At 71.5% G+C, this 20,120-nt stretch carries 12 protein-coding genes and 6 pseudogenes; 1 reads left to right on the plus strand and 17 read right to left on the minus strand.

Features of this window, described 5'->3' with window-relative positions; all coding sequences use genetic code 11:
• Positions 1–30: 30 nt before the first annotated feature.
• The 13 genes and pseudogenes from BJF85_RS02635 to BJF85_RS29495 form a co-directional block, all read right to left on the minus strand.
• Entirely contained in the window at positions 31–741 is a 711-nt protein-coding gene (locus BJF85_RS02635) for a cell division protein SepF (protein WP_075845610.1), read from the minus strand.
• 78 nt (positions 742–819) lie between these two features.
• Positions 820–1,575, minus strand: a complete 756-nt coding sequence (locus tag BJF85_RS02640; RefSeq protein ID WP_187346851.1) for a YggS family pyridoxal phosphate-dependent enzyme — start codon at positions 1,573–1,575, stop codon at positions 820–822.
• Entirely contained in the window at positions 1,572–2,276 is a 705-nt protein-coding gene (gene pgeF / locus BJF85_RS02645) for a peptidoglycan editing factor PgeF (protein ID WP_075845611.1), read from the minus strand. Before pgeF ends, BJF85_RS02640 begins: the two co-directional genes overlap by 4 nt.
• A gap of 138 nt (positions 2,277–2,414) precedes the next feature.
• Positions 2,415–3,785, minus strand: coding sequence for a cell division protein FtsZ (ftsZ, locus tag BJF85_RS02650; RefSeq protein ID WP_075845612.1), 1,371 nt, complete (start codon positions 3,783–3,785; stop codon positions 2,415–2,417).
• Positions 3,786–4,106: 321 nt separating this feature from the next.
• Positions 4,107–4,949, minus strand: a complete 843-nt coding sequence (locus BJF85_RS02655) for a cell division protein FtsQ/DivIB (protein WP_075845613.1) — start codon at positions 4,947–4,949, stop codon at positions 4,107–4,109.
• Positions 4,950–4,984: 35 nt separating this feature from the next.
• On the minus strand, positions 4,985–6,406 hold the full coding sequence (gene murC, locus BJF85_RS02660; RefSeq protein ID WP_075845639.1) for a UDP-N-acetylmuramate--L-alanine ligase: 1,422 nt from the start codon (positions 6,404–6,406) through the stop codon (positions 4,985–4,987).
• A pseudogene (murG, locus tag BJF85_RS29480) lies at positions 6,399–7,567 on the minus strand (undecaprenyldiphospho-muramoylpentapeptide beta-N-acetylglucosaminyltransferase). Before murG ends, murC begins: the two are co-directional and overlap by 8 nt.
• A gap of 372 nt (positions 7,568–7,939) precedes the next feature.
• A pseudogene (locus BJF85_RS29485) lies at positions 7,940–8,899 on the minus strand (FtsW/RodA/SpoVE family cell cycle protein); the annotation flags it as partial.
• A 190-nt stretch (positions 8,900–9,089) separates the two neighbouring features.
• A pseudogene (murD, locus tag BJF85_RS02675) lies at positions 9,090–10,485 on the minus strand (UDP-N-acetylmuramoyl-L-alanine--D-glutamate ligase).
• A 3-nt stretch (positions 10,486–10,488) separates the two neighbouring features.
• Positions 10,489–11,574 (minus strand): phospho-N-acetylmuramoyl-pentapeptide-transferase, encoded by a 1,086-nt coding sequence (mraY, locus tag BJF85_RS02680; protein ID WP_075845614.1) that lies wholly within the window; start codon positions 11,572–11,574, stop codon positions 10,489–10,491.
• Positions 11,571–13,042 (minus strand): annotated as a pseudogene (gene murF, locus BJF85_RS02685) (UDP-N-acetylmuramoyl-tripeptide--D-alanyl-D-alanine ligase). The gene mraY and the pseudogene murF overlap by 4 nt, the downstream one beginning before the upstream one ends.
• A pseudogene (locus BJF85_RS02690) lies at positions 13,039–14,613 on the minus strand (UDP-N-acetylmuramoyl-L-alanyl-D-glutamate--2,6-diaminopimelate ligase). Before BJF85_RS02690 ends, murF begins: the two co-directional pseudogenes overlap by 4 nt.
• A 156-nt stretch (positions 14,614–14,769) precedes the next feature.
• Positions 14,770–14,943 carry a hypothetical protein gene (locus BJF85_RS29495; protein ID WP_158056748.1) on the minus strand — a complete coding sequence of 58 codons (174 nt, stop codon included), beginning with the start codon at positions 14,941–14,943 and terminating at the stop codon, positions 14,770–14,772.
• 346 nt (positions 14,944–15,289) lie between these two features.
• On the opposite strand from BJF85_RS29495, the gene BJF85_RS29500 reads away from it, so the two are divergent.
• Positions 15,290–15,787, plus strand: coding sequence for a hypothetical protein (locus BJF85_RS29500; RefSeq protein ID WP_139320429.1), 498 nt, complete (start codon positions 15,290–15,292; stop codon positions 15,785–15,787).
• A gap of 695 nt (positions 15,788–16,482) precedes the next feature.
• On the opposite strand, the gene kstD is transcribed toward BJF85_RS29500, so the two are convergent.
• The 4 genes and pseudogenes from kstD to BJF85_RS31020 all read right to left on the minus strand — a co-directional run.
• Positions 16,483–18,153: a 3-oxosteroid 1-dehydrogenase gene (kstD, locus tag BJF85_RS02700; protein WP_187346852.1), complete on the minus strand. Its 1,671-nt coding sequence runs from the start codon at positions 18,151–18,153 to the stop codon at positions 16,483–16,485.
• A gap of 26 nt (positions 18,154–18,179) precedes the next feature.
• The gene (locus tag BJF85_RS02705; RefSeq protein WP_075845615.1) at positions 18,180–18,380 is read right to left on the minus strand and encodes a ferredoxin; all 201 of its coding nucleotides are present in this window, start codon (positions 18,378–18,380) and stop codon (positions 18,180–18,182) included.
• A complete protein-coding gene (locus BJF85_RS31015) occupies positions 18,377–19,063 on the minus strand; it encodes an FAD-binding protein (RefSeq protein WP_369822054.1) in 687 nt (228 codons plus the stop codon). Before BJF85_RS31015 ends, BJF85_RS02705 begins: the two co-directional genes overlap by 4 nt.
• Positions 19,030–20,031: pseudogene (locus BJF85_RS31020) on the minus strand (FAD-dependent oxidoreductase); the annotation flags it as partial. The gene BJF85_RS31015 and the pseudogene BJF85_RS31020, both read right to left, overlap by 34 nt.
• Positions 20,032–20,120: the final 89 nt, after the last annotated feature.

Below are 20,120 nucleotides of genomic sequence, written 5' to 3' on the forward strand. Positions count from 1 at the left end.
CCGCACTTGTCGGCCACCGGGATGCACGCGTCACCGCCTGAGGAACAAACCACCCTCGGCGATCCGCCTGCGATCCTCCGCCGAGACGTCGACATCCGGTGGTGAGAGCAAGAACACCTTGTTGGTGACCCGGTCCATCGAGCCGCGGAGCGCGAACGCCAATCCGGCCGCGAAGTCGACGACCCGCTTGGCGTCCGCATTGTCCATTTCGGTCAGATTGATGATCACGGGCGTGCCGTCGCGGTACGCCTCGCCGATCTCCCGCGCCTCGGTGTAGCTCGTCGGGTGCAGCGTCCGGATCCGGCTCAGCGGGTCGCGGGCCGCCGCGGGCTGGCGCACGGGCTGCTCCGGGGCCGGCGGAGCGGGCCTGAGGCGCGCCACGGGCTCCGGCTGACGGTCGACGGCGAGGGAACCGTGCACTGACGCCTCCGACTGTCCTGAGCCGCCTGCGGGCGACACCGGACGCCGCGTACGCATCGGCGGCTGCTCGGGCTCGTCGAACTCGTCCATGACGTGGTAGCGCGAACGGCCCCGACGCGGCGGTTCGTCGTAGTCGGCGTCCCGGTAGTCGGCCCGCTCGGCGCGCTCGTACCCCTCGTAGGCGTCGTAGTCGGCGTACTCGTCGTAGGAGTCGTACGGATCACGGCCGCCGTCGGAGTAGCCCCGCCGGTAGTCGTCGTAGTACTCGTCCTCGGCAGGGACCATTCCGAAGTAGGCCTTCAGCTTGTGCAGCGTGCTCATGCCTCTCCCTCGCCCGCACGGTCTCGCCCCCACCCTTGACGCTGAGTCACCGACGAACGCCACTGTGGGTGAACCTCTCTATGGCGAGGCTAGACGGCGCCCGCCGAGCAACGCGGTTCCGACACGCACACAACTCGACCCGTGAGCCACGGCCTGTTCCAGATCTCCGCTCATACCGGCCGATAGTTCCGTCGCGTCGGGATGATCACGCCTCACCCTCGCGTGGGTCTCGGCGAGTCGCGCGAACGCCGGCTCCGGATCCTGCCCCAACGGGGCCACCGCCATGACTCCCCGCAACCGCAACTGCTCACCCGACCGGGCGATGATGTCGGCGAGCTGCGGGACGTCCGGCAACGGGCAGCCACCGCGGTGTCCGGCCTCCTCGGGGGCGTCGAGGCTCGCCTGGATGAGCACGTCGAGGGGGCCGGAGCGCTCGCCGCGTTCCTGGGCGGTGTGGACGGCCTTCGCGAGCGCCTCGGCGAGGCGGGGCGAGTCGACCGACTGGACCTCGTCGGCCCAGCGCACGACGGACTTGGCCTTGTTGCGCTGCAACCTGCCCACCATGTGCCAGCGCACGGCGGCCTCGGGGCGCAGCCCGGCCAGTTCGTCGGCCTTCGGGCCGGCCTCCTGGTCGCGGTTCTCGGCGAGGTCGGTCATGCCGAGGTCGCTCAGCAGCGCGGCGTCGGAGGCGGGGAAGGTCTTGGTGACGGCCAGCAGTCGCACCTCGTCGGGGGCGCGTCCGGCGGCCGCGCAGGCCGCGTCGATGCGGGCGCGAACCTCGGCGAGGGACTCGGCCAGTTCGGCGCGGCGCGCCTGCTCGTCCACCGCGTTCATGCCTCGATCCAGGTCAGCGCGGCGAGGCGGCCGGAAGGCTGGTCACGGCGATGGCTGAACAGCGTCTCGTCCTCGACGGTGCAGCGCGGGTCGACGCCGATCTTGCCGACGTCAAGGTCGGCGAGCTGGCGCCACAGGCCGGCGCGCAGGTCGAGCGCCGCGGTGCCCTTGGAGCTGGTGCAGCGACTGCCCGGCAGGTGGGCCTCGACGTCGTCGGCCATGTCGGCGGGCACCTCGTAGCAGGATCCGCACACGGACGGTCCGAGCAGCGCCTCGATGCGGGACGGTTCGGCGCCGACGGACCGCATCGCCTCGATCGCGGCCGGGACGACCCCGACCCGCGCGCCCACGCGTCCGGCGTGCACGGCGGCGACCACGCCGGCCTCGGCGTCGCCGAGCAGCACGGGCACGCAGTCGGCGACCAGGACGACGGGCACGACGCCCGGGGTCGCGGTGACGAGCGCGTCGGTGGCCTCGGCGGGTTCGGTCTCGGTGCCGTCGACGATCGTCGCGGTGCGGCCGTGGACCTGTTCCATCCATGCCAGCCGGTCCTCGGTGAGCCCGAGTTCGGTGGCGAGGCGCGCGCGGTTGGCGCGGACGGCCTCAGGATCGTCGCCGACGTGCAGGCCGAGGTTGAACGTGTCGTACGGGGGCTTCGACCGGCCGCCCGCCCTCGTCGTGATCACGCGCCGGATGCGCACGGATGGGTCCCTTCACTCGAGCCGTCCGCCGAGGGAACATTCGTCGCGCCGAACGCGACCATCGGGCCCTCGGTTGAGCACCCCGAGCTTAGGCCGTCACCCCCACACTCCGACCAAAGGGACGTCCGGTCACGGGTGTCAGCGGCGCATGAAGGGCGGGACGTCGACCTCGTCGTCGGCCGGGTCCTCGGTGACCGGCTGGGTGCCGCCGGGCAGGCCCGCCTGCGCGCGGGGCGCGGAGGGCTGTGGCGGCGCCTGACCGGACGCCTGCTTGGGCTGCGGTGTCGGCTGGGCGCTCGGCACCGGCTGCGCCCCGGCCTGCGGGGCCGAGCCGTTACCGCCGGCAGCGCTGCCACCGGCGTTGCCGGCCGCCCCGTTGCCCGCGGCGCCGTTGCCGGCCGCACCGTTCTGCGCCTGGATCGGCCCCGTCTGCGCGGCCGGGTTGCCCTGCGGCGCCGGATTGCCCTGGGGCGGCTGGGGCGCCTTGACCTCACCGGCCTCGGCGCTGGCCGTCGCCCCGGCGGAGGTCAGCGTGCCCGGGTCGAGCTTCTTGTGCGTCGGGGTCCCGGCGTCGAACCCGGCGGCGATCACCGTGACCCGGACCTCGTCGCCGAGCGAGTCGTCGATGATCGTTCCGAAGATGATGTTCGCCTCGGGGTGCGCCGACTCCTGCACCAGCGACGCCGCCTCGTTGATCTCGAACAGGCCCAGGTCGGACCCGCCCGCGATCGACAGCAGCGCGCCGTGCGCACCGTCCATGGACGCCTCGAGCAGCGGCGAGTTGATCGCCTTCTCCGCGGCTTGCACGGCGCGACCCTCACCACGCGCCGAGCCGATACCCATGAGTGCGCTGCCCGCTCCTGACATCACGCTCTTGACGTCGGCGAAGTCGAGGTTGATCAAACCCGGCGTGGTGATGAGGTCGGTGATGCCCTGGACACCGGACAGCAGCACCTCGTCGGCCGAGCGGAACGCGTCCATCAGCGAGACGCCGATGTCGCCGAGCTGCAGCAGCCGGTCGTTGGGGATGACGATGAGCGTGTCGCACTCGTTGCGCAGCTCCTGGATCCCGTCCTCGGCCTGCTTGCCGCGGCGCTTGCCCTCGAACGAGAACGGCCGCGTGACCACGCCGATCGTCAGCGCGCCGAGCTTGCGGGCGATCTGCGCCACGACCGGCGCACCGCCCGTGCCCGTGCCGCCACCCTCACCGGCGGTCACGAACACCATGTCGGCGCCCTTGAGGACCTCCTCGATCTCCTCCCGGTGGTCCTCGGCGGCCTGCTGGCCCACCTCGGGTGCGGCACCCGCACCGAGGCCGCGGGTCAGTTCCCGGCCGATGTCGAGCTTGACGTCCGCGTCGGACATCAGCAATGCCTGGGCATCGGTGTTCACCGCGATGAACTCGACACCTTTGAGGCCGACCTCGATCATGCGGTTCACGGCGTTCACGCCGCCGCCGCCGATACCGACGACCTTGATCACCGCGAGGTAATTGTGCGGGGGCGTCATCGGGTTCGCCTTCCTGATCGTGGTGCTTGTCCCTGGCTCGCTGGATGTCGACCACGGGAAACCCTCAACCTAAACTTGAAGGTTAGACTTATGTCAACTACCAACGTTGCGACAGGACGGTAGGCATCACGAGCGTCCGAATCCAGGCGCCACGCCGCGTGTCGCCTGGATGTTTACGCCACAATCCCGGACACCCCGACCCACTCCCGACCCGGGACCGCTTGTCCCCCAAGGAAATGACATGCGCGTCCACGACGCTCGCGGCATTCGTGTCCACGACGCTCGCGACATGCGCGTCTACGACGCGGCGGGCATACGTGTCTACGACACGGTCGGCAGTTCGGGACTCGACACGTCGTAGGTCTTGCCGTCGCGTGTCATGAGCGCACCGAGCACCTGCGCCTTGCGTTCACTGTCGTCGGCATTGCCCCAGCGCACCGTCTTGCCGCTGCGCAGGGTGAACTCCACGCTGCCCGGCGTCTCGGCGCGCCACTCCGTCACCCGCGCCGCCAGATCCTCCGGCAACGCCTCCCGCACCTGGATCACGGCCCGCGTCTCCGGATTGTTCGGGGCCACTTCGGACAGTGAGAACTCGGGAAGTCCTTGCGGGGGCTCGGAAATCTCCTTGTACACCACGCCGCCGACGTCGACGAGGTACAGCTGCGAACCGGTGTCGTACACGCCCGCGGGCGTGCGTTCGGTGACGGCGATCTCGACGGTCGACGGCAACGACCGCGACACGTCCACCGTGGCGATGCCGGGAATCTCGGCCACGCGCTCGGCGATCGCGCCGGTGTCGAGTCGCAACATCGGCCGCAGATCCGGAACCTGGGCCCGATCCAGAATCTGTTCCTCCGGAACGTCGCGCGCACCGGCGACCTCCACCGACCGGACACCGAGCAGCGACGTGAACAACAGGACGTAGGCCAACCCGACGACCGTCACCACGCTGAGCACCGCGATCCACCGCCGCCGCAACACCCGCCCGCGCGAGGCCACATCCCCCTTGGGAACGGCGGGTTTCGGCACGCGCCGCCGGTCCCGACCACCGCCACGGCGCCGGAAGGACAGGCGGCGCAGCAACGGAACCCGGCGGCGCGACGACGTGCGGCGGGAACGGGCGCGCCCGTTCCCGCGTCCGCCGCGGCTCTGCCTGGTCACCATGCCGTCACCTCCCGCCTCGGTCGCCTCGGCGGTCGTCAGCGCCGGCGGTCGAGCTCGGCGAGGATCTCCGGGCCGAGCTGCGTCACGTCGCCTGCGCCCATCGTGACGAGCAGGTCGCCGGGCTTGACCAGGTCGGCGGCGAGCGTCGACGCCCGGTCGAACGCCGGCTCGTAGTGCACGGTGGCGCCGGTGATGCGTTCGGCGATCAGTTCGCCGGTCACACCCGGTTTCGGTTCCTCCCGCGCGCCGTAGACGTCGAGGAGGATGACCTCGTCGGCCAGGCCGAGCGCGGCGGCGAACTCGTCGGCGAACGCCTCGGTGCGCGAGTACAGGTGCGGCTGGAACACCACGACGACCCGGCCGTCGTGCGCGGCGTGCCGCACGGCGCGCAGCTGCGCGTCGACCTCGGTGGGGTGGTGCGCGTAGTCGTCGTACACGCGCACGTCGCCGGCCCTGCCCTTGAACTCGAACCGCCTCCGCACGCCGCCGAACACGGCGAGCCCGGCCAGCAGCCCCTCCAGCGGGGCGCCGAGTTCGAGTCCGGCCAGCAGGGCCGCGACGGCGTTGAACGCCATGTGCTCGCCGGGCACGGTCACCCGCACCTCGAGCTCCTCACCGCCGAGGGCGAGCCGCACGGTGCCGCCCTCGTCGGCGGGCGCGTAGGACACGACGCGCGCGTCGTGCTCCCCTGTCGCCGACCGTCCGTAGCGCAGCACGCGCACGCCCGCGGTCTCGGCGCGTTCGGCCAGTTCGGCGGCCGCCGCGTCGTCGGCGCACACCACGAGCGCGCCGCCGGGCGAGATCCGGTCGACGAACTCGCTGAACACCGACACGTAGGCCTCGACGGTGCCGTGGTGGTCGAGGTGGTCGGGTTCGACGTTGGTCACCACGGCGACGTCGGGGGTGTAGCTGAGGAACGAGCCGTCGCTCTCGTCGGCCTCGGCGACGAACAGTCCGCCCTCGCCGTGGTGGGCGTTGGCGCCGGACTCGTTGAGGTCGCCGCCGATGGCGAACGACGGGTCGAGGCGGCAGTGCTGCAGCGCCACGGTGAGCATCGATGTCGTGGACGTCTTGCCGTGCGTCCCGGCGATGCAGGCGACGCGGTGGCCCTCCATCAGCGCGGCGAGCGCCTCGGCGCGGTGCAGCACGGGGATGCCGCGCTCGCGGGCCGCGACGAGCTCGGGGTTGTCCTCCCTGATCGCGGTCGAGACGACCACGGCCGTCGGCTCGGCGCCGCTCAGCAGGAGGTTCTCCGCCGCCTGCTCGACGGCGATGTGCGCGCCCTGCGCCCGCAGGGTGAGGAATGCGCGCGATTCCTTGGCGTCCGAACCGGACACCTGCGCACCGCGCGCCAGCAGGATGCGGCCGATGCCGCTCATCCCCGCGCCGCCGATGCCGATGAGGTGCGCGCGTCCGAGAATCTCGGGCAGTTCCGCCGCCGGTGTCTGCTCAGCCATCTGCTCCGCCTCGGACGTCTCCGTCACTGTCTCCGCTGCCATGTCCGCCGGCCTCCAGAACCATCCTGGCCAATGTCTCGTCGGCCTCGCCGTGACCGAGGCCGACGGCTGCCGCGCTCATTTTCGCGAGCCGCTCGGAGTCGGTCGCCAGCGGGATGACCCGCTCGGCCACGTACTCCGGCGTCAGCTCGTGGTCCTGCACCAGCAGGCCCGCGCCCACGCGCACCGCCGGTTCGACGTTGAGGGCCTGCTCGCCGTTGCCGTGCGGCAGGGGGACGAACACCGACGGCAGTCCGACCGCGGACACCTCCGCGACGGTCATCGCACCCGACCGGCACAGCACCAGGTCTGCCGCGGCGTAGGCGAGGTCCATGCGTTCGAGGTAGGGCACCGGCACGTACGGCGGGGCGTCGGGGAACTCGCGCACCGCGACCGTGTTCTTCGGCCCGTGCGCGTGCAGCACCCCCACGCCGGCCTCGGCGAACGCCTGCGCAGCGCCCGAGGTTGCCTCGTTGATCGACCGCGCGCCTGCGAGCCGCCGAACGCGAGAACGGTCGGCGCGTCCGGGTCGAGGCCGAAGTGGGCGCGCGCCTCGGCGCGCAGTGCGGCTCGGTCCAGCGAGGTGATCGAGTGGCGCAGCGGGATGCCGACGACCTCGGCGCCGGGCAGCGGCGTGCCGGGCACGGCGGCGGCGACCTTCGCGGCGAAGCGGGCGCCGACCTTGTTGGCGATGCCCGGGTGCTTGTTGGCCTCGTGCACGACGATCGGCACCCGTCCCCTGGCCGCGAGGTAGGCGGGCAGCGACACGTAGCCGCCGAAGCCGACGACGACGTCCGCGCCCACGCGATCGAGGACCTCCCTGGTGCGCTTCACCGATTCGCGCACCTTCAACGGCAGCCGCAGCAGCTCGGGGGTGGGTTTGCGCGGCATGGGCACCGGCGGGATGAGTTCGAGCGGATATCCGCGCTCGGGCACGAGCGTGGTCTCGAGGCCGCGTTCGGTTCCCAACGCGACCACGGTGGCGTCCGGGCGCAGCCGGGTGACCGCGTCGGCCAGTGCCATCGCGGGCTCGATGTGTCCCGCCGTGCCGCCGCCTGCGACCACGACGGTCGGTGCCTTGCGTGCCGGTGCCTTCTCCGCCCCGGTGTCGGGCTGGCTCACCTGCGTCCTCTCCGTGTCGTTCGACTGGCTCCCGTGGACCGGTCCGGCCCCCGCCGGCGTTCCCCGGTGCGCCCGGTGTCCGTCCGGGCGCGCGACCGTACTCCGGTGCCGACTTGCGTCGTTCGGGGACCGAGGCGGAGCGCGCGCCGCGCGGTGCGGGACGTCCCCCGCCCTGGCCACGCGGGCCGCCACGCTGCCGGTGCCGCTGCGGCGGCTCGCGACCGGCGGCTGGTACGGCTCCGGTGCGGGCAACCGCAGCAGACGACCGAACTTACCCGGCCCCTGGCTGCGCAGCGCCGCGACGGCCTCGGGTTCGTGTCGCGCGCAGTTGGCCAGCAGGCCGAGCAGGAGCATCGTCATCAGCAACGACGTGCCGCCGTAGGAGATCAGCGGCAGGGTCAGGCCCGTGATGGGCAGCAGGCCGACGACGTAGCCGATGTTGATGGCGGCGTGCGACACGCACGAGACCGTCAGGGTTCCGGCGACGATCCGGATCCACGGGTCCAGGTTACGCACCGCGATCCGCATGCCCACGAAGGCCAGCAGGCCGTACAGGCCGATGACGACCAGGCAGCCCACGAAGCCCAGTTCCTCGCCCACGAGGGCGAAGATGAAGTCGTGTTCGACGTTCGGCAGGTACATCCACTTGGACTGGCCCTGGCCGAGTCCCTTGCCGAACAGGCCGCCGTCGGCGAGGGCGTACAGGGCCTGGCTGGCCTGCAGTCCCTTGCCCTGCGGGTCCGAGCCCGGGTTGAGGAACGTCATCACCCGGTCGAGGCGGTAGTCGGCGGTGAGCGCGAGGACGACGGCGGCGGCGACGCCCGCGCCGGCGATCACGGCGAAGAGCCGTTTGGCCGCCCCGGCGAACCACAGCAGCGAGACGAGGATGATGCCGAGCGGGATCGTGCTGCCGAGGTCGGGCTGGGCCAGCACGAGCGCGCACATGAGCAGCGCCACGGGCAGCAGCGGCACGAGCAGGTGCCGCCACTGGTGGAGCACGTTCTGCTTGGTCACGAGGATGTGCGCGCCCCACAGGACCAACATGACCTTGGCGACCTCGACGGGCTGCACCGAGATCGGGCCGATCACGAACCAGCGCTGCGAACCCTCCTGCTCGTCACCGAGCGGTGTGAGCACCAGCGCGAGCAGGACGATTGAGACGGCCAGCGCCGGGTTCGACCACGAACGCACCGTCGGCAGCGGGAGCCGTAACCCGATCCAGAACACGACGAGCCCGATGAGCAGGAACACGAGGTGCCGCTGGAACACCGCGTACACGCTGCCCGCGTCGTCGGGGTTGTAGGAGATGACCGACGACGAGGACAGCACCATCACGACGCCGATCACGGCCAGCAGGCCGGTGACCGCGAGGATGAGGTGGAAGTCGGCCAGCGGACGTGAGAGCCACGCCGTCAACGCGGTGCGGACGGCCTTCAGGCCCCGTTCGGCTCGCGTCTTCCGGCCTTCCCCACTCCCGTCGCCGCCCCGCCGCGCAGGGCCGCCGGAACCGGACCTGGTGTCGTCAACCGCCGTCACCGAGTCGTTCCCGTCTCAACGCGTCCACGGCTGCCGTGAACGCATCGCCCCTCGCGGCGTAGTCGCGGAACATGTCCAGCGACGCCGCTGCAGGGGCCAGCACCACCGAGTCGCCCGCCTTCGCGAGCGCGTGAGCTGCGTTCACCGCCGATGTCATGGGATCATGCTCTCCCGGATCGACGCGTGTGAGGGGAATATCGGGCGCGTGTCGCGCAACAGCGGCGGCGATCACGTCGGCGTCGGCCCCGAGCAGGACCACGCCGCGTAACCGCGGGGCCACGCCCGCGACGAGTTCGTCGACGGACGCGCCCTTCAGTTGGCCGCCTGCGACCCACACGACGCCGTCCTGCGCGAGCAGCGATCCTGCGGCGGCGTGCGGGTTGGTGGCCTTGGAGTCGTTGACGTAGCGCACCCCGTCGACGTCGCCGACGACGACGGCGCGGTGGGCGCCGGGGCTGAAGGTGCGCAGGCCCTCGGCGATCGCGGCCGACGGGGCGCCGTGGGCGCGGGCGAGCGCGGCGGCGGCGAGCGCGTTGGCGACGTTGTGCGGGCCGATGGGGCGGATGTCGGCGAGCGTGGCCAGTTCCTCGGCGCCCTGCACCGGGTCGGCGACGTAGGCGCGGTCGACGAGCAGGTCCTCGACGATGCCCAGCTCGCCGGGGCGGGGCGTGTCGAGGCGGAAGCCGACGCGGCGGGCCCGGCGGGGGCGTACTCGTCGGCGAGGCGCTGCGACCAGGCCTCGCCCGCGTTGTGCACGACGGTGCCGGCGCGCGCGTGCACGGTGCCCTTGGCCGCGGCGTAGGCGTCGAGGCCACCGTGCCAGTCGAGGTGGTCCTCGGCGACGTTGAGCACGACGGACGCGCGCGGGGCGAGCGTGCTGGACCAGTGCAGTTGGAAGCTCGACAGTTCGACGGCCAGCACGTCGTGTCCGGCGCGGACGGCGTCGAGGACGGCGAAGCCGACGTTGCCGCAGGCCACGGCGTCGGCGCGCCGGCGCGCAGCATCGATTCGAGCATGCCGACGGTCGTGGTCTTGCCGTTGGTGCCGGTGACGACGAGCCAGGCGGGCGGGCGCTCCCGTTCCTGGCCGAGCCGCCAGGCCAGTTCGACGTCGCCGATGATCTCGATGCCGGCCTCGGCGGCGGCGACGAGCAGCGGCGCGGTGGGCCGCCAGCCGGGGCTGGTGACGACGAGTTCGGTGCCCGCGGGCGGGGTGTCGAGGCCGGGGGCCAGCGTGGCGCCGAGGCCGTCGAGTTCGGCGAGCCGGTCGGCGTTGCCGTCGGTGACGGTGACGTGGGCGCCCAGTTCGGTGAGCGCCTCCGTCACGGATCTGCCGGTCACCCCTGCGCCGGCGACCAGCACGCGGGTTGCAGCCAGCTTCACGGATCAGCCCCCGCCGAGTCCGAGCTGTTCACTGTAGAACAGGCCGAGGCCGAACATGCAGCACACGGCGGCGAGCAGCCAGAACCGGATGATCACGGTGGTTTCGGCCCAGCCGGCGAGTTCGAAGTGGTGATGGAACGGCGCCATGCGGAACAGGCGTTTGCCGGTGGTGCGGAACACAGCGATCTGCAGGACGACCGAGACCATCTCGACGACGAACAGACCGCCGATGACGATGGCGAGCAGTTCGGTCTTGGTGGTCATGGACAGACCGGCGATGAGACCACCGAGGGCGAGCGAGCCGGTGTCGCCCATGAAGATCTTCGCCGGTGCCGCGTTCCACCAGAGGAACCCGACGCACGCGCCTGCGGCGGCTGCGGCGACGACGGCCAGGTCGAGCGGGTCACGCACGTCGTAGCAGGCGGCCTGGGGCGTTTCGACGCAGCTGAGCCGGGCCTGCCAGAAGGCGATGACGACGTAGGTCACGAGCACCATCGCGCCGGCGCCGCCGGCGAGGCCGTCGAGCCCGTCGGTGAAGTTCACCGCGTTCGACCATGCCGAGATCAGCAGGTAGCAGAACAGGATGAACACGGGGATCGGGAAGAAGATCAGCGACAGGTCGCGCACGTACGACAGGTGCTGCGAGGCCGGGGTGAGTCCGTGCTCGTCGGCGAACTGCAGCACCAGGATGCCGAAGATGACCGCGACGACGAGCTGTCCGACGAGTTTGGCGGTCTTGTTCAGGCCCAGGTTGCGCTGTTTGCGGATCTTGATGAAGTCGTCGAGGAATCCGACGATGCCCAGTCCGACGGCCAGGAACAGCACGAGCAGCCCGGATGCGGTGGGTCCTGAGTTCGTCGAGTCGCGAATCAGGTCGACGAGGTGCGCCACGAAGTAGGCGACGACCATCGCGACGATGATCGCGACGCCGCCCATGGTCGGCGTGCCGCGTTTGGACTGGTGGCCCTGCGGGCCCTCCTCGCGGATCTCCTGCCCGAAGCCCTGCCTCGAGAACACCCGGATGAGGTAGGGGGTCAGCAGGATGGAGATCAGCAGCCCCACCGAGGCTGCGATCAGGATGCTGATCACTCGGCGCCCTCCAGCTCGGTGCCCTGCAGGAGGGCGTCGGCCACGCGCCACAGTTCGGCGACCTTGGAGGCCTTGACCAGAACGACGTCGTCGGGACGCAGTTCATCGCGCAGCAGGGCGATGGCCGCGTCGGTGTCGGGAACCAGAACCGACTCCTCTCCCCAAGAACCTTCGTGGCTGGCTCCGGTGTGCATCGGGGCGGCCGCATCTCCGACCACCACGAGCCTGTTGATGTTCAGGCGTACCGCGAGCCTGCCGATCTCGTCGTGCGCGGACACGCTATCGGTACCCAGTTCCCCCATCTCCGACAGGACCGCCCAGGAGCGGCGGCCGCCGGGGCGGGCCATGGAGGCGAGTGTCTTGAGCGCGGCCTTCATGGATTCGGGGTTGGCGTTGTAGGAGTCGTTGAGCACGGTGACGCCGTCGGTGGCGCGGGTGCTGACCTCCATGCGGCGGGCGGAGCGGCGTTCGGCGGTGGACAGCCGTGCGGCGACCTGGTCGACGGGGGTGCCGGCCTCGAGGGCGATGGCGGCCGCGGTGAGGGCGTTGCCGACGTGGTGTTCGCCGTGCAGGGCGAGGGTGACGTCGGCGGTGCCTTGGGGGGCGACGAGGCGGAACGAGGCGCGGGCCTCGTCGTCGAGGCGGACGTCCTCGGCGCGCACGGTGGCGTCGGGGCTTTCGCCGACGAACACGACGCGGGCGGAGGTGCGGGAGGCCATGGCGGCGACGAGCGGGTCGTCGGCGTGAGGACGGCGACGCCGTCGGACGGGAGCGCTTCGACGAGTTCGCCCTTGGTCTTCGCGATGCCTTCGCGGGAGCGAATTCGCCGACGTGGGCGCTGCCGACGTGAGGACGGCGCCGATGGTGGGCGGGGCGATGCGGGCGAGTTCGGCGATGTGGCCGGGGCCGCGGGCGGACAGTTCGAGCACGAGGTGCCGGGTGGTGGTGTCGGCGCGCAGCGCGGTCCAGGGGTGGCCGAGTTCGTTGTTGAACGAGCCGGGGGGCGCGACGGTCGGGCCGAGGGGCTCGAGTAGTTGGGCGATGAGGTCCTTGGTGGAGGTCTTGCCGGAGGAGCCGGTGACGCCGACGACGAAGAGGCCGTCGGCGGTGAGGCGGTCGACGACGTGGCGGGCGAGGCGGGCGAGGGCGGCGAGGACGGCGGCGCCGGAGCGTCGGTGTCGCCGGCGAACACCATGGCGTTGGTCTCGCCGGTGTCGACGGGCGGGGCGATGACGGCGGGGGCGTCGACGTCGCGGCCGGCGAGGACGCCTGCGGCGCCGTCGGCGACGGCCTTGGCGGCGAAGTCGTGGCCGTCGACGCGTTCGCCGGGCAGGGCGACGAAAAGGCCGCCGGTGGCGAGTTGGCGGGAGTCGAACTCGACGCCTGCGGTGACGCGTTCGCTGCCGTCGGCGTGGTGCAGCCGGCCGCCGGTGACCTCGGCGATCTCGGCGAGGGTCATCTCGATCACTGGTTCACCTCGAGTGTGTGGCGGATCGCGGCTTCGAGTTCGTCGCGGTCGGAGAAGGGGTGGACGACGCCGCCGATGTCCTGGCCGCGTTCGTGTCCTTTGCCGGCGATGAGGACGACGTCGCCGGGGCGGGCCTCGGCCACGGCGGCGGCGATGGCGGCGCGGCGGTCGCCGATCTCGCGGATCTCGCCGGCTTCGGCGGGGCTGACGGCGCGGGCGCTGGAGCATGGCGGCGCGAATGGCGGCCGGGTCCTCGCTGCGGGGGTTGTCGTCGGTGGCGATGACGAGTTCGCTGCCGCGGACGGCGGCTTCGCCCATGATGGGGCGTTTGGCGGTGTCGCGGTCGCGCCACAGCCGAGCACGGTGATGATGCGCCCTTCGGTGCGGGCGCGCAGGGCGCGGAGGGCTTCGGTGACGGCGGCGGGTTTGTGGGCGTAGTCGACGACGGCGGTGTAGGCCTGGCCGACGGCGACGCGTTCCATGCGACCGGGGACTCGACGGATGCGAGGCCGGTGACGATGGTGTCGAGGTCGATGTCGACGGTGTCGAGGATGGCGGCGGCGAGGACGGCGTTGGCGACGTTGAACTCGCCCGGCAGCGGGATGCGGGCGCGGGCGGTGCGGCCGTCGGGGTGGTGGAGCGTGAAGACCTGTTCGCCGGTGGGCGTGGATTCGATGTCGCCGGCGCGCCAGGTGGCGTCGACGTCGGGTTGGGTGGCGACGGTGACGGTGTGGGGGGTGACGAGCTGTTGGCCCCATGCGCTGTCGGTGACGACGACTTCGCTGGTGGAGCGTCCGTCGAACAGGAGTGCTTTGGCGTCGAAGTACTCCTGCATGTCGCGGTGGAAGTCGAGGTGGTCCTGGGAGAGGTTGGTGAAGGCGCCGACGGCGAAGCGGGTGCCGTTGACGCGGCCGAGGCTGAGGGCGTGGCTGGACACTTCCATGGGGACGTGGGTGACGCCTTGTTCGGCCATGAGGGCGAGGAGTGCTTGGAGGTCGGGGGCCTCGGGGGTGGTGAAGGCGCTGGCGAGGCGTTCGTCGCCGATCCGGGTTTCGACGGTGCCGATGAGGCCGGTGTGGTGGCCGGCGGCGCGGAGGCCGGATTCGACGAGGTACGAGGTGGTGGTTTTGCCGGAGGTGCCGGTGACGCCGAGGACGCTGAGCTGCAGGGAGGGTTCGCCGTAGATCCAGGCCGCGATTTCGCCGAGGACGGCACGCGGTTCGGGGTGGACGAGCACGGGCAGGTCGGTGTCGCGGAGGGCGGGGCGTTCGGCGCCGGCTTCGTCGGTGAGGACGGCGGCGGCGCCGGCGGCGATGGCGTCGGCGGCGAAGTCGGCGCCGTGTACGCGGGCGCGGGCAGGGCGGCGAACAGGTCGCCGGGGCGCACGTCCTGGCCGCGCAGGGTGGCGCCGGTGACGGCGGTTTCGGGTGGCGCCGAGTTGGCGGGGCCGGCGATGAGCCGGGCGCGGAGCGGGCCACGAGCGTCGTCACGGGGACCGGTTCGGTGTGCGCCGGGCGTGGCGGCGCGGGACGTGCCTTGGCGGGTCCCTGCTCGTGCTTGTTGACAGACACGCGGGAAGGTTACCCACGCCCGGGCGCGGTTCGCGCAGCGCCCGGCGGCGCGTTGACGAGCAGTGCACGGCGCCGGGTGAGCGCCTGGGTACGCGGGGCGTGCGCCTCCCCCGACCGGGTTCGCCGGGTGTGTCGGCCTGCGTGTCGCCGGCCGGGTCAGAAGGGTGGCGGGTCCGGGTCGGGTGCGGGGTGCGGACCGGTTGTGGTGGCGGGTGTGGGCGGGAGGATCGGTTCGGCGTGTCCGGTGTAGGTGATGTCGAACGGTGTGGTCACGGTGGTGATGCCGTGGCGGGGGCTGTGTTCGGTGGTCCAGCCGGTGGCGTTTTTCATCCGGTGGTGGCGTCGGCAGCGGGCGCGAGGTTGTGCAACGCGGTCGGGCCGTGGTCTTTCGACCATTCCTGTTGGTGGTCGGTGTCGCAGTGCCGGGCGGGCCGGTGGCACCACGGGATGACGCATTCGCGGTCGCGGACCTGGACGGCTTCGCGGAGGGTGGCGGTGGGCCGGTAGCGGCTGCGGCCGAGGTCGAGTGGGGCGCGGTGGCGGGGTCGCAGAGGACCTTGCGCCAGGTGGATGTGGGGTTGGCGGCGATCTCGCGGCCGATGGCGCCGGGGATGGGTCCGTAGCCGGAGAGTTCGGCCCCTGTTTCGGAGATGGACAGCGCGGTGTCGACGGGCATGTGGACGTAGACGACCGCGGAAGCCTGGGGAGTCTTCGCGCCGGGGTCGTTGCCGAGAAGCAGGTCGGCGACGATGTCGGCGCGGAGTTGGTCGTAGGTGCGTGTGTGGCCGTCGCGTTTGCGTTGCCGGGCGAGCGAGTCGACGCGGGCGTAGCAAGCGGCGGCGACCTCGGATCGCATCGTGGTCACGATGCGGGACTGGCAGTTCTCGCCGTGCTCCAAGGTGACCTTGCGTCCCTGGTCGGCCTTCCGGGCGCGCTCAACCCGACCGGCGGGATCGACCTTGTCGACCAGTCGACGCACCGCCCGCACCAGGTTGTGCGGCAACCACATGGTCTCGGCGGCGGAGGAAAGTTTGTCGGCCAACAACGAGTCCACCTCGCGGGCATGCGAGTCGGTCAACACGCCGGTCACGTCAACAACACGAGAGGCGGCGTAGTACTCGACCTTCCCGTCGTCCATCAGAGACAGCAGTCGAGGCATCCGCGAAACAAGTGACACCGCGGTATGCACGCGCCCGAGAACGAACTCCCGAGAAGCCCGATACTCCGGCACAAGCGACTCGGCAAACCACGACAACTCCCCCTCATCCGATGGCGCAGCGAGGCCAACGCCCTCATCTCCTCAGCATCAATCCGTGCCCGCCGCCAACGAAGCGACTGCACAGCCCGAGCAAGGGAATCACCGCTGGTCACAGCTCCATAATACCAAACACCAGTTCGACCAACAACCAACAGTCAACCTGAAACCAACCCGAGGTCGAGCGAAGCAAAGACTCCCGCCACGTCCCGAAACCCAACCACCCAAACAACCCAAACAAACCCCGGCCCCGGAGTGTCATCCCGTCGACCTAAAACAGCAACCATCACGCTCCAGGCAGGGCGCAACCACCAACAAAACCGCCACGCAGCACCGAAAACCTTGCACCCTGCCTGGAGCGTGATAAACGAAACGAGAGGTCGACGGGATGACACGGAGCAGCGGCAACGCCGCCCGAACATCCCAGAGACCTGCCCGCCGGCGAGGCACCGCTCACCCCAAGCACAGATCCCGCGCCCGAAATGCCAACACAGCGACGTGAACTGCGGACACGGTGACGCAGAATGCTGACACGGCGACGTGGGGTGCTGACACGGCACCCAACCCGCACCGCACGGGCCCCACGGCCCCAAGGGCCCCGACGGGCCCCGAACCTAACCTCCTGCGGCGTCTTCGACGGCGAGGTAGCCGAAGACCATGGCGGGGCCGATGGTGGCGCCGGGGCCGGCGTAGGTGTGGCCCATGACGGCGGCGCTGGTGTTGCCGGCGGCGTAGAGCCCGGGAATGACGGAGCCGTCCTCGCGCAGCACCCGGGCGCGGGAGTCGGTCCGCACGCCGCCCTTGGTGCCGAGGTCACCGGGGACCATTTTCACGGCGTAGTAGGGGGCCTGGTTGACCTCGCCGAGGCTGGGGTTCGGTTTGTTGCGGGGGTCGCCGTAGTAGTGGTCGTAGCGGCTGGTGCCGCGGCCGAAGTCGCGGTCCTCGCCGGCGCGGGCGAATCCGTTGAAACGTTCGACGGTGGCGTCGAGGGCGTCGGCGGGCACGCCCATGTGGTCGGCGAGTTCGGCGAGGGTGTCGGCCTTGACGACGACGCCGTGTTTGTACCAGCGCCCGGGGAGGGCTTGGCGTGGTCCGAGTCCGGTGAACATGTAGCGGTTGCGGTAGCGCTGGTCGAACACGAGCCACGTGGGGATGTTCTCGCCGGGGCCGTCGCCGCGTCCGTGCCGGCCGCCGTACATGGCGTGGACGGCGTCGACGTAGGGGGCGGATTCGTTGGCGAACCGCTGTCCGCGGTCGTTGACCATGACGCAGCCGGGCCGGGATCGTTCGGCGAGGGCGAACCAGGGCCCGCCGGGCAGCGGGATCGACGGCCCCCACCAGGCGTCGTCCATGAGGTCGACGGCGGCGCCGACGTCCATGGCGGCGGTGATGGCGTCGCCGGTGTTGGCCTTGGCGCCGACGGTCCAGTCGGTGCCGATGGGTTCACGTTGGTATTTGCGCCGCAGTTCGGCGTTCTGCTCGAATCCGCCCGCGGCGAGGACGACGCCGCGGCGCGCCCGGATCACGGTCTCGGTGCCGTCGGAGTCGACGACGACGCCCGACACCCGCCCACCGTCACCGCCGTCGAGCCGCACGAGGGGCGTGGCGAGCCGCACCTCGACGCCGGCCCGCAGCAGGCCGACGCGCAGCGCGGCGGCGATGGCCTGGCCCATCGTGAGCTGTCGGCGCCCGCGGGCCAGACCGGCGAGCCAGCGCAGGCCGAGGCTGACGAGCGTCACCACCCCGCGCGGGTGGCGGGCGATCAGACTCAGCCAGCGGAAGTCGGCCTGGCCGAGGGGAACGCCGAGCGGCGGCGCGCTGTACGGCGGTTCGAGGGTGTCCCGCAGGTCGCCGAGCAGTCGCGCGTCGACGGGTTTCGGTTCGGCCGATCGCCCGCCCACCTTGCCGCCGGGCGCCTCGGGGTAGTAGTCGGAGTAGCCGCGCACCCACCGCAGGCGCAGCGGGGTGGTGCGTTCGACGAAGCCGAGCACCTCGGGTCCACGGTCCAGGTAGGTGTCGATGCGGTCCGGTTCCGCGGCGTCGCCGACGATGGCGTGCAGGTACTTGCGCGCCTCCTCGGGCGTGTCCGCCACGCCCGCCCGTCGCAGGGCGTCGTTGCCGGGCACCCACACGCCGCCCCCGGACCGGGCGGTCGATCCGCCGAAGGTCGGCGCCTTCTCCAGCACCACCACCGACAGTCCACTGTGGGCGGCGCGCAGGGCGGCGGTCATGCCCGCGGCGCCGCTGCCGACCACGACGACGTCGAACTCCTCGACCCCGTTCACAGCGGTCTCGTTCACACCGGCCCCGGTCACGCCTGCCCCGACTCGTCCAGGGACAGGGCCGTCTTGGGGCACGAGGCGACGGCCTGCCGGATGCCGGCGAGGTTCTCCGCGTCCGGTTCGGCCTTGATCAGCAGGTTCTCGTCCTCGTCCAGCTCGAAGACGTCGGGCGCGACGGCCTCGCAGATGCCGTTGGCCTCGCACAGATCCCAGTCGACGACGATCCTCACGTCTCCTCCTTCTCCTGCTTCGGTTCTGCCGCCTGCCGGGCCGTCACGGCGACGGCCGCGCGCCGGCCCGAGAACACGCAGTCCGCAATGGACAGTCCGCTGACGTAGGACTCCGAGCACACGCCGACGGCGGTGCGGCCCGCGGCGTAGAGCCCGGGCACCGCGGTGCCGTCGTCGCGGGTGACCGCGCCGGTCGACTCGTCGACCGTCAACCCACCGAGGGTGATCATCGGTGCGGGGAATCCCGGTTGGGTGCGCAGCGAGCAGTCGATCGCGTAGAACGGACCCGTCTCCAGCGGCCGCACGTGCGCGGGGTCCTTGCCCATCCGGTCCCCCGTCCCGGAGCGGGCGTCGGCGTTGTACCGCTCGACGGTGTCGACGAGTCCGTACGGATCGATCCCCCGGCGCTGCGCCAGCGTCGCCAGGTCGTGGGCCTTCTCGTGGCCCATCCGCAGCACGTACTCGGCCTGCAGCCGCTGGAACCACAACGTCTGACGCGGCGCCTGCTTCTTCGCCTCGGCCCGGACCCGTTCGTCGATGACGAGGTAGGCCTCGGAGTCGGGTTGCCGGGCGACGTGGTCGCCGATGCGGGCGCGTAGTAGGTCTCGTTGCAGATCCGTTCGCCCCGGTTGTTCACGAGCACCCCGTCGACCAGGGCGAGCGGCGGGTTGTAGAACCGCCATGCCGACACGCGGTCCATCCGGTCGGTGGCTCCGCCCACCTCGGCGCCCAACGCGATCCCGCTGCCGTCGTCGCCGATCGTGCCGAGCGAGGAGCCGCGCCGGTACGCGGGCGCGCGCTCGGCCAGCAGTCGGCGGTTGAACACGAATCCGCCCGCAGCGAGCACGACCCCGCGGCGGGCCCGGAAACGGCGCCGCACCACGGATCGGCGTTCGATGGCGCGGATCGGCCGGTCCAGCATGCGGCCCAGCGGCCGGTAGTAGATGTTGAGCTTGAGGTTGGCCGCCGACAGCACGCGGTGCGCCCAGCGCGCGGGGCCGCCGCGGATCTCCTCCGCCTCGACCCCGATCACCCGGTCGTCGTCGGTGATCAGCCGGGTCACCCTGGTTTGGGTGCGCACGCCGATCGGCCGCCTGCGCACCGCAGATCGCAGTCCGGCGAACAGCGGTTTGCCGGACACACCCTTGCCCTTCGCGCGGTGGCCGCGCGGTGCGGGCGCGGCGGTGTCGGAGAACGGCGGAGCCAGTTCGTTGCCCGAGTAGTACAGGTAGTACTCGTTGGTCGGGTACGAGGTCTTCCGCGGCGCCATGCTGCCCTCGAACGGCACCCCGTGCCGTTCGAGCCACCGCAGGTTGTCGACGCTCTCCTTGCAGAACCGGGTCAACGTCTCGTCGGAGACGACGCCCGCCGTCTCGAGCCGCAGGTACTCGAGCATCGCCTCGACGCTGTCGGTGTGTCCCGCGGCGTGCTGGTGTTCCGTGCCGCCGCCGGCGTAGACGACGCCGCCACTGATGGCCGTGGCACCGCCGCCGCCGAACCGGTCGAGCACGAGCACGTCGGCGCCGCGGTCGGAGGCCTCGATGGCCGCGCAGGCGCCCGCACCGCCGAATCCGACCACCACCACGTCGGCCTCGGCATCCCAGGAACCGGTTCCGGAAATACCGGCTCCGCGATCGCGGTTCCCCGTCATCGCCCGCCCCGTTCCTCGCTCCACCACTGCCGTGTCGCGCACGGTCTCCGTACTCGGCCCATCATGCCCAAAACTAGAACATGTTTCAA

The sequence above is a fragment of the Saccharomonospora sp. CUA-673 genome, assembly GCF_001942305.1.
Lineage (GTDB): Bacteria > Actinomycetota > Actinomycetes > Mycobacteriales > Pseudonocardiaceae > Prauserella.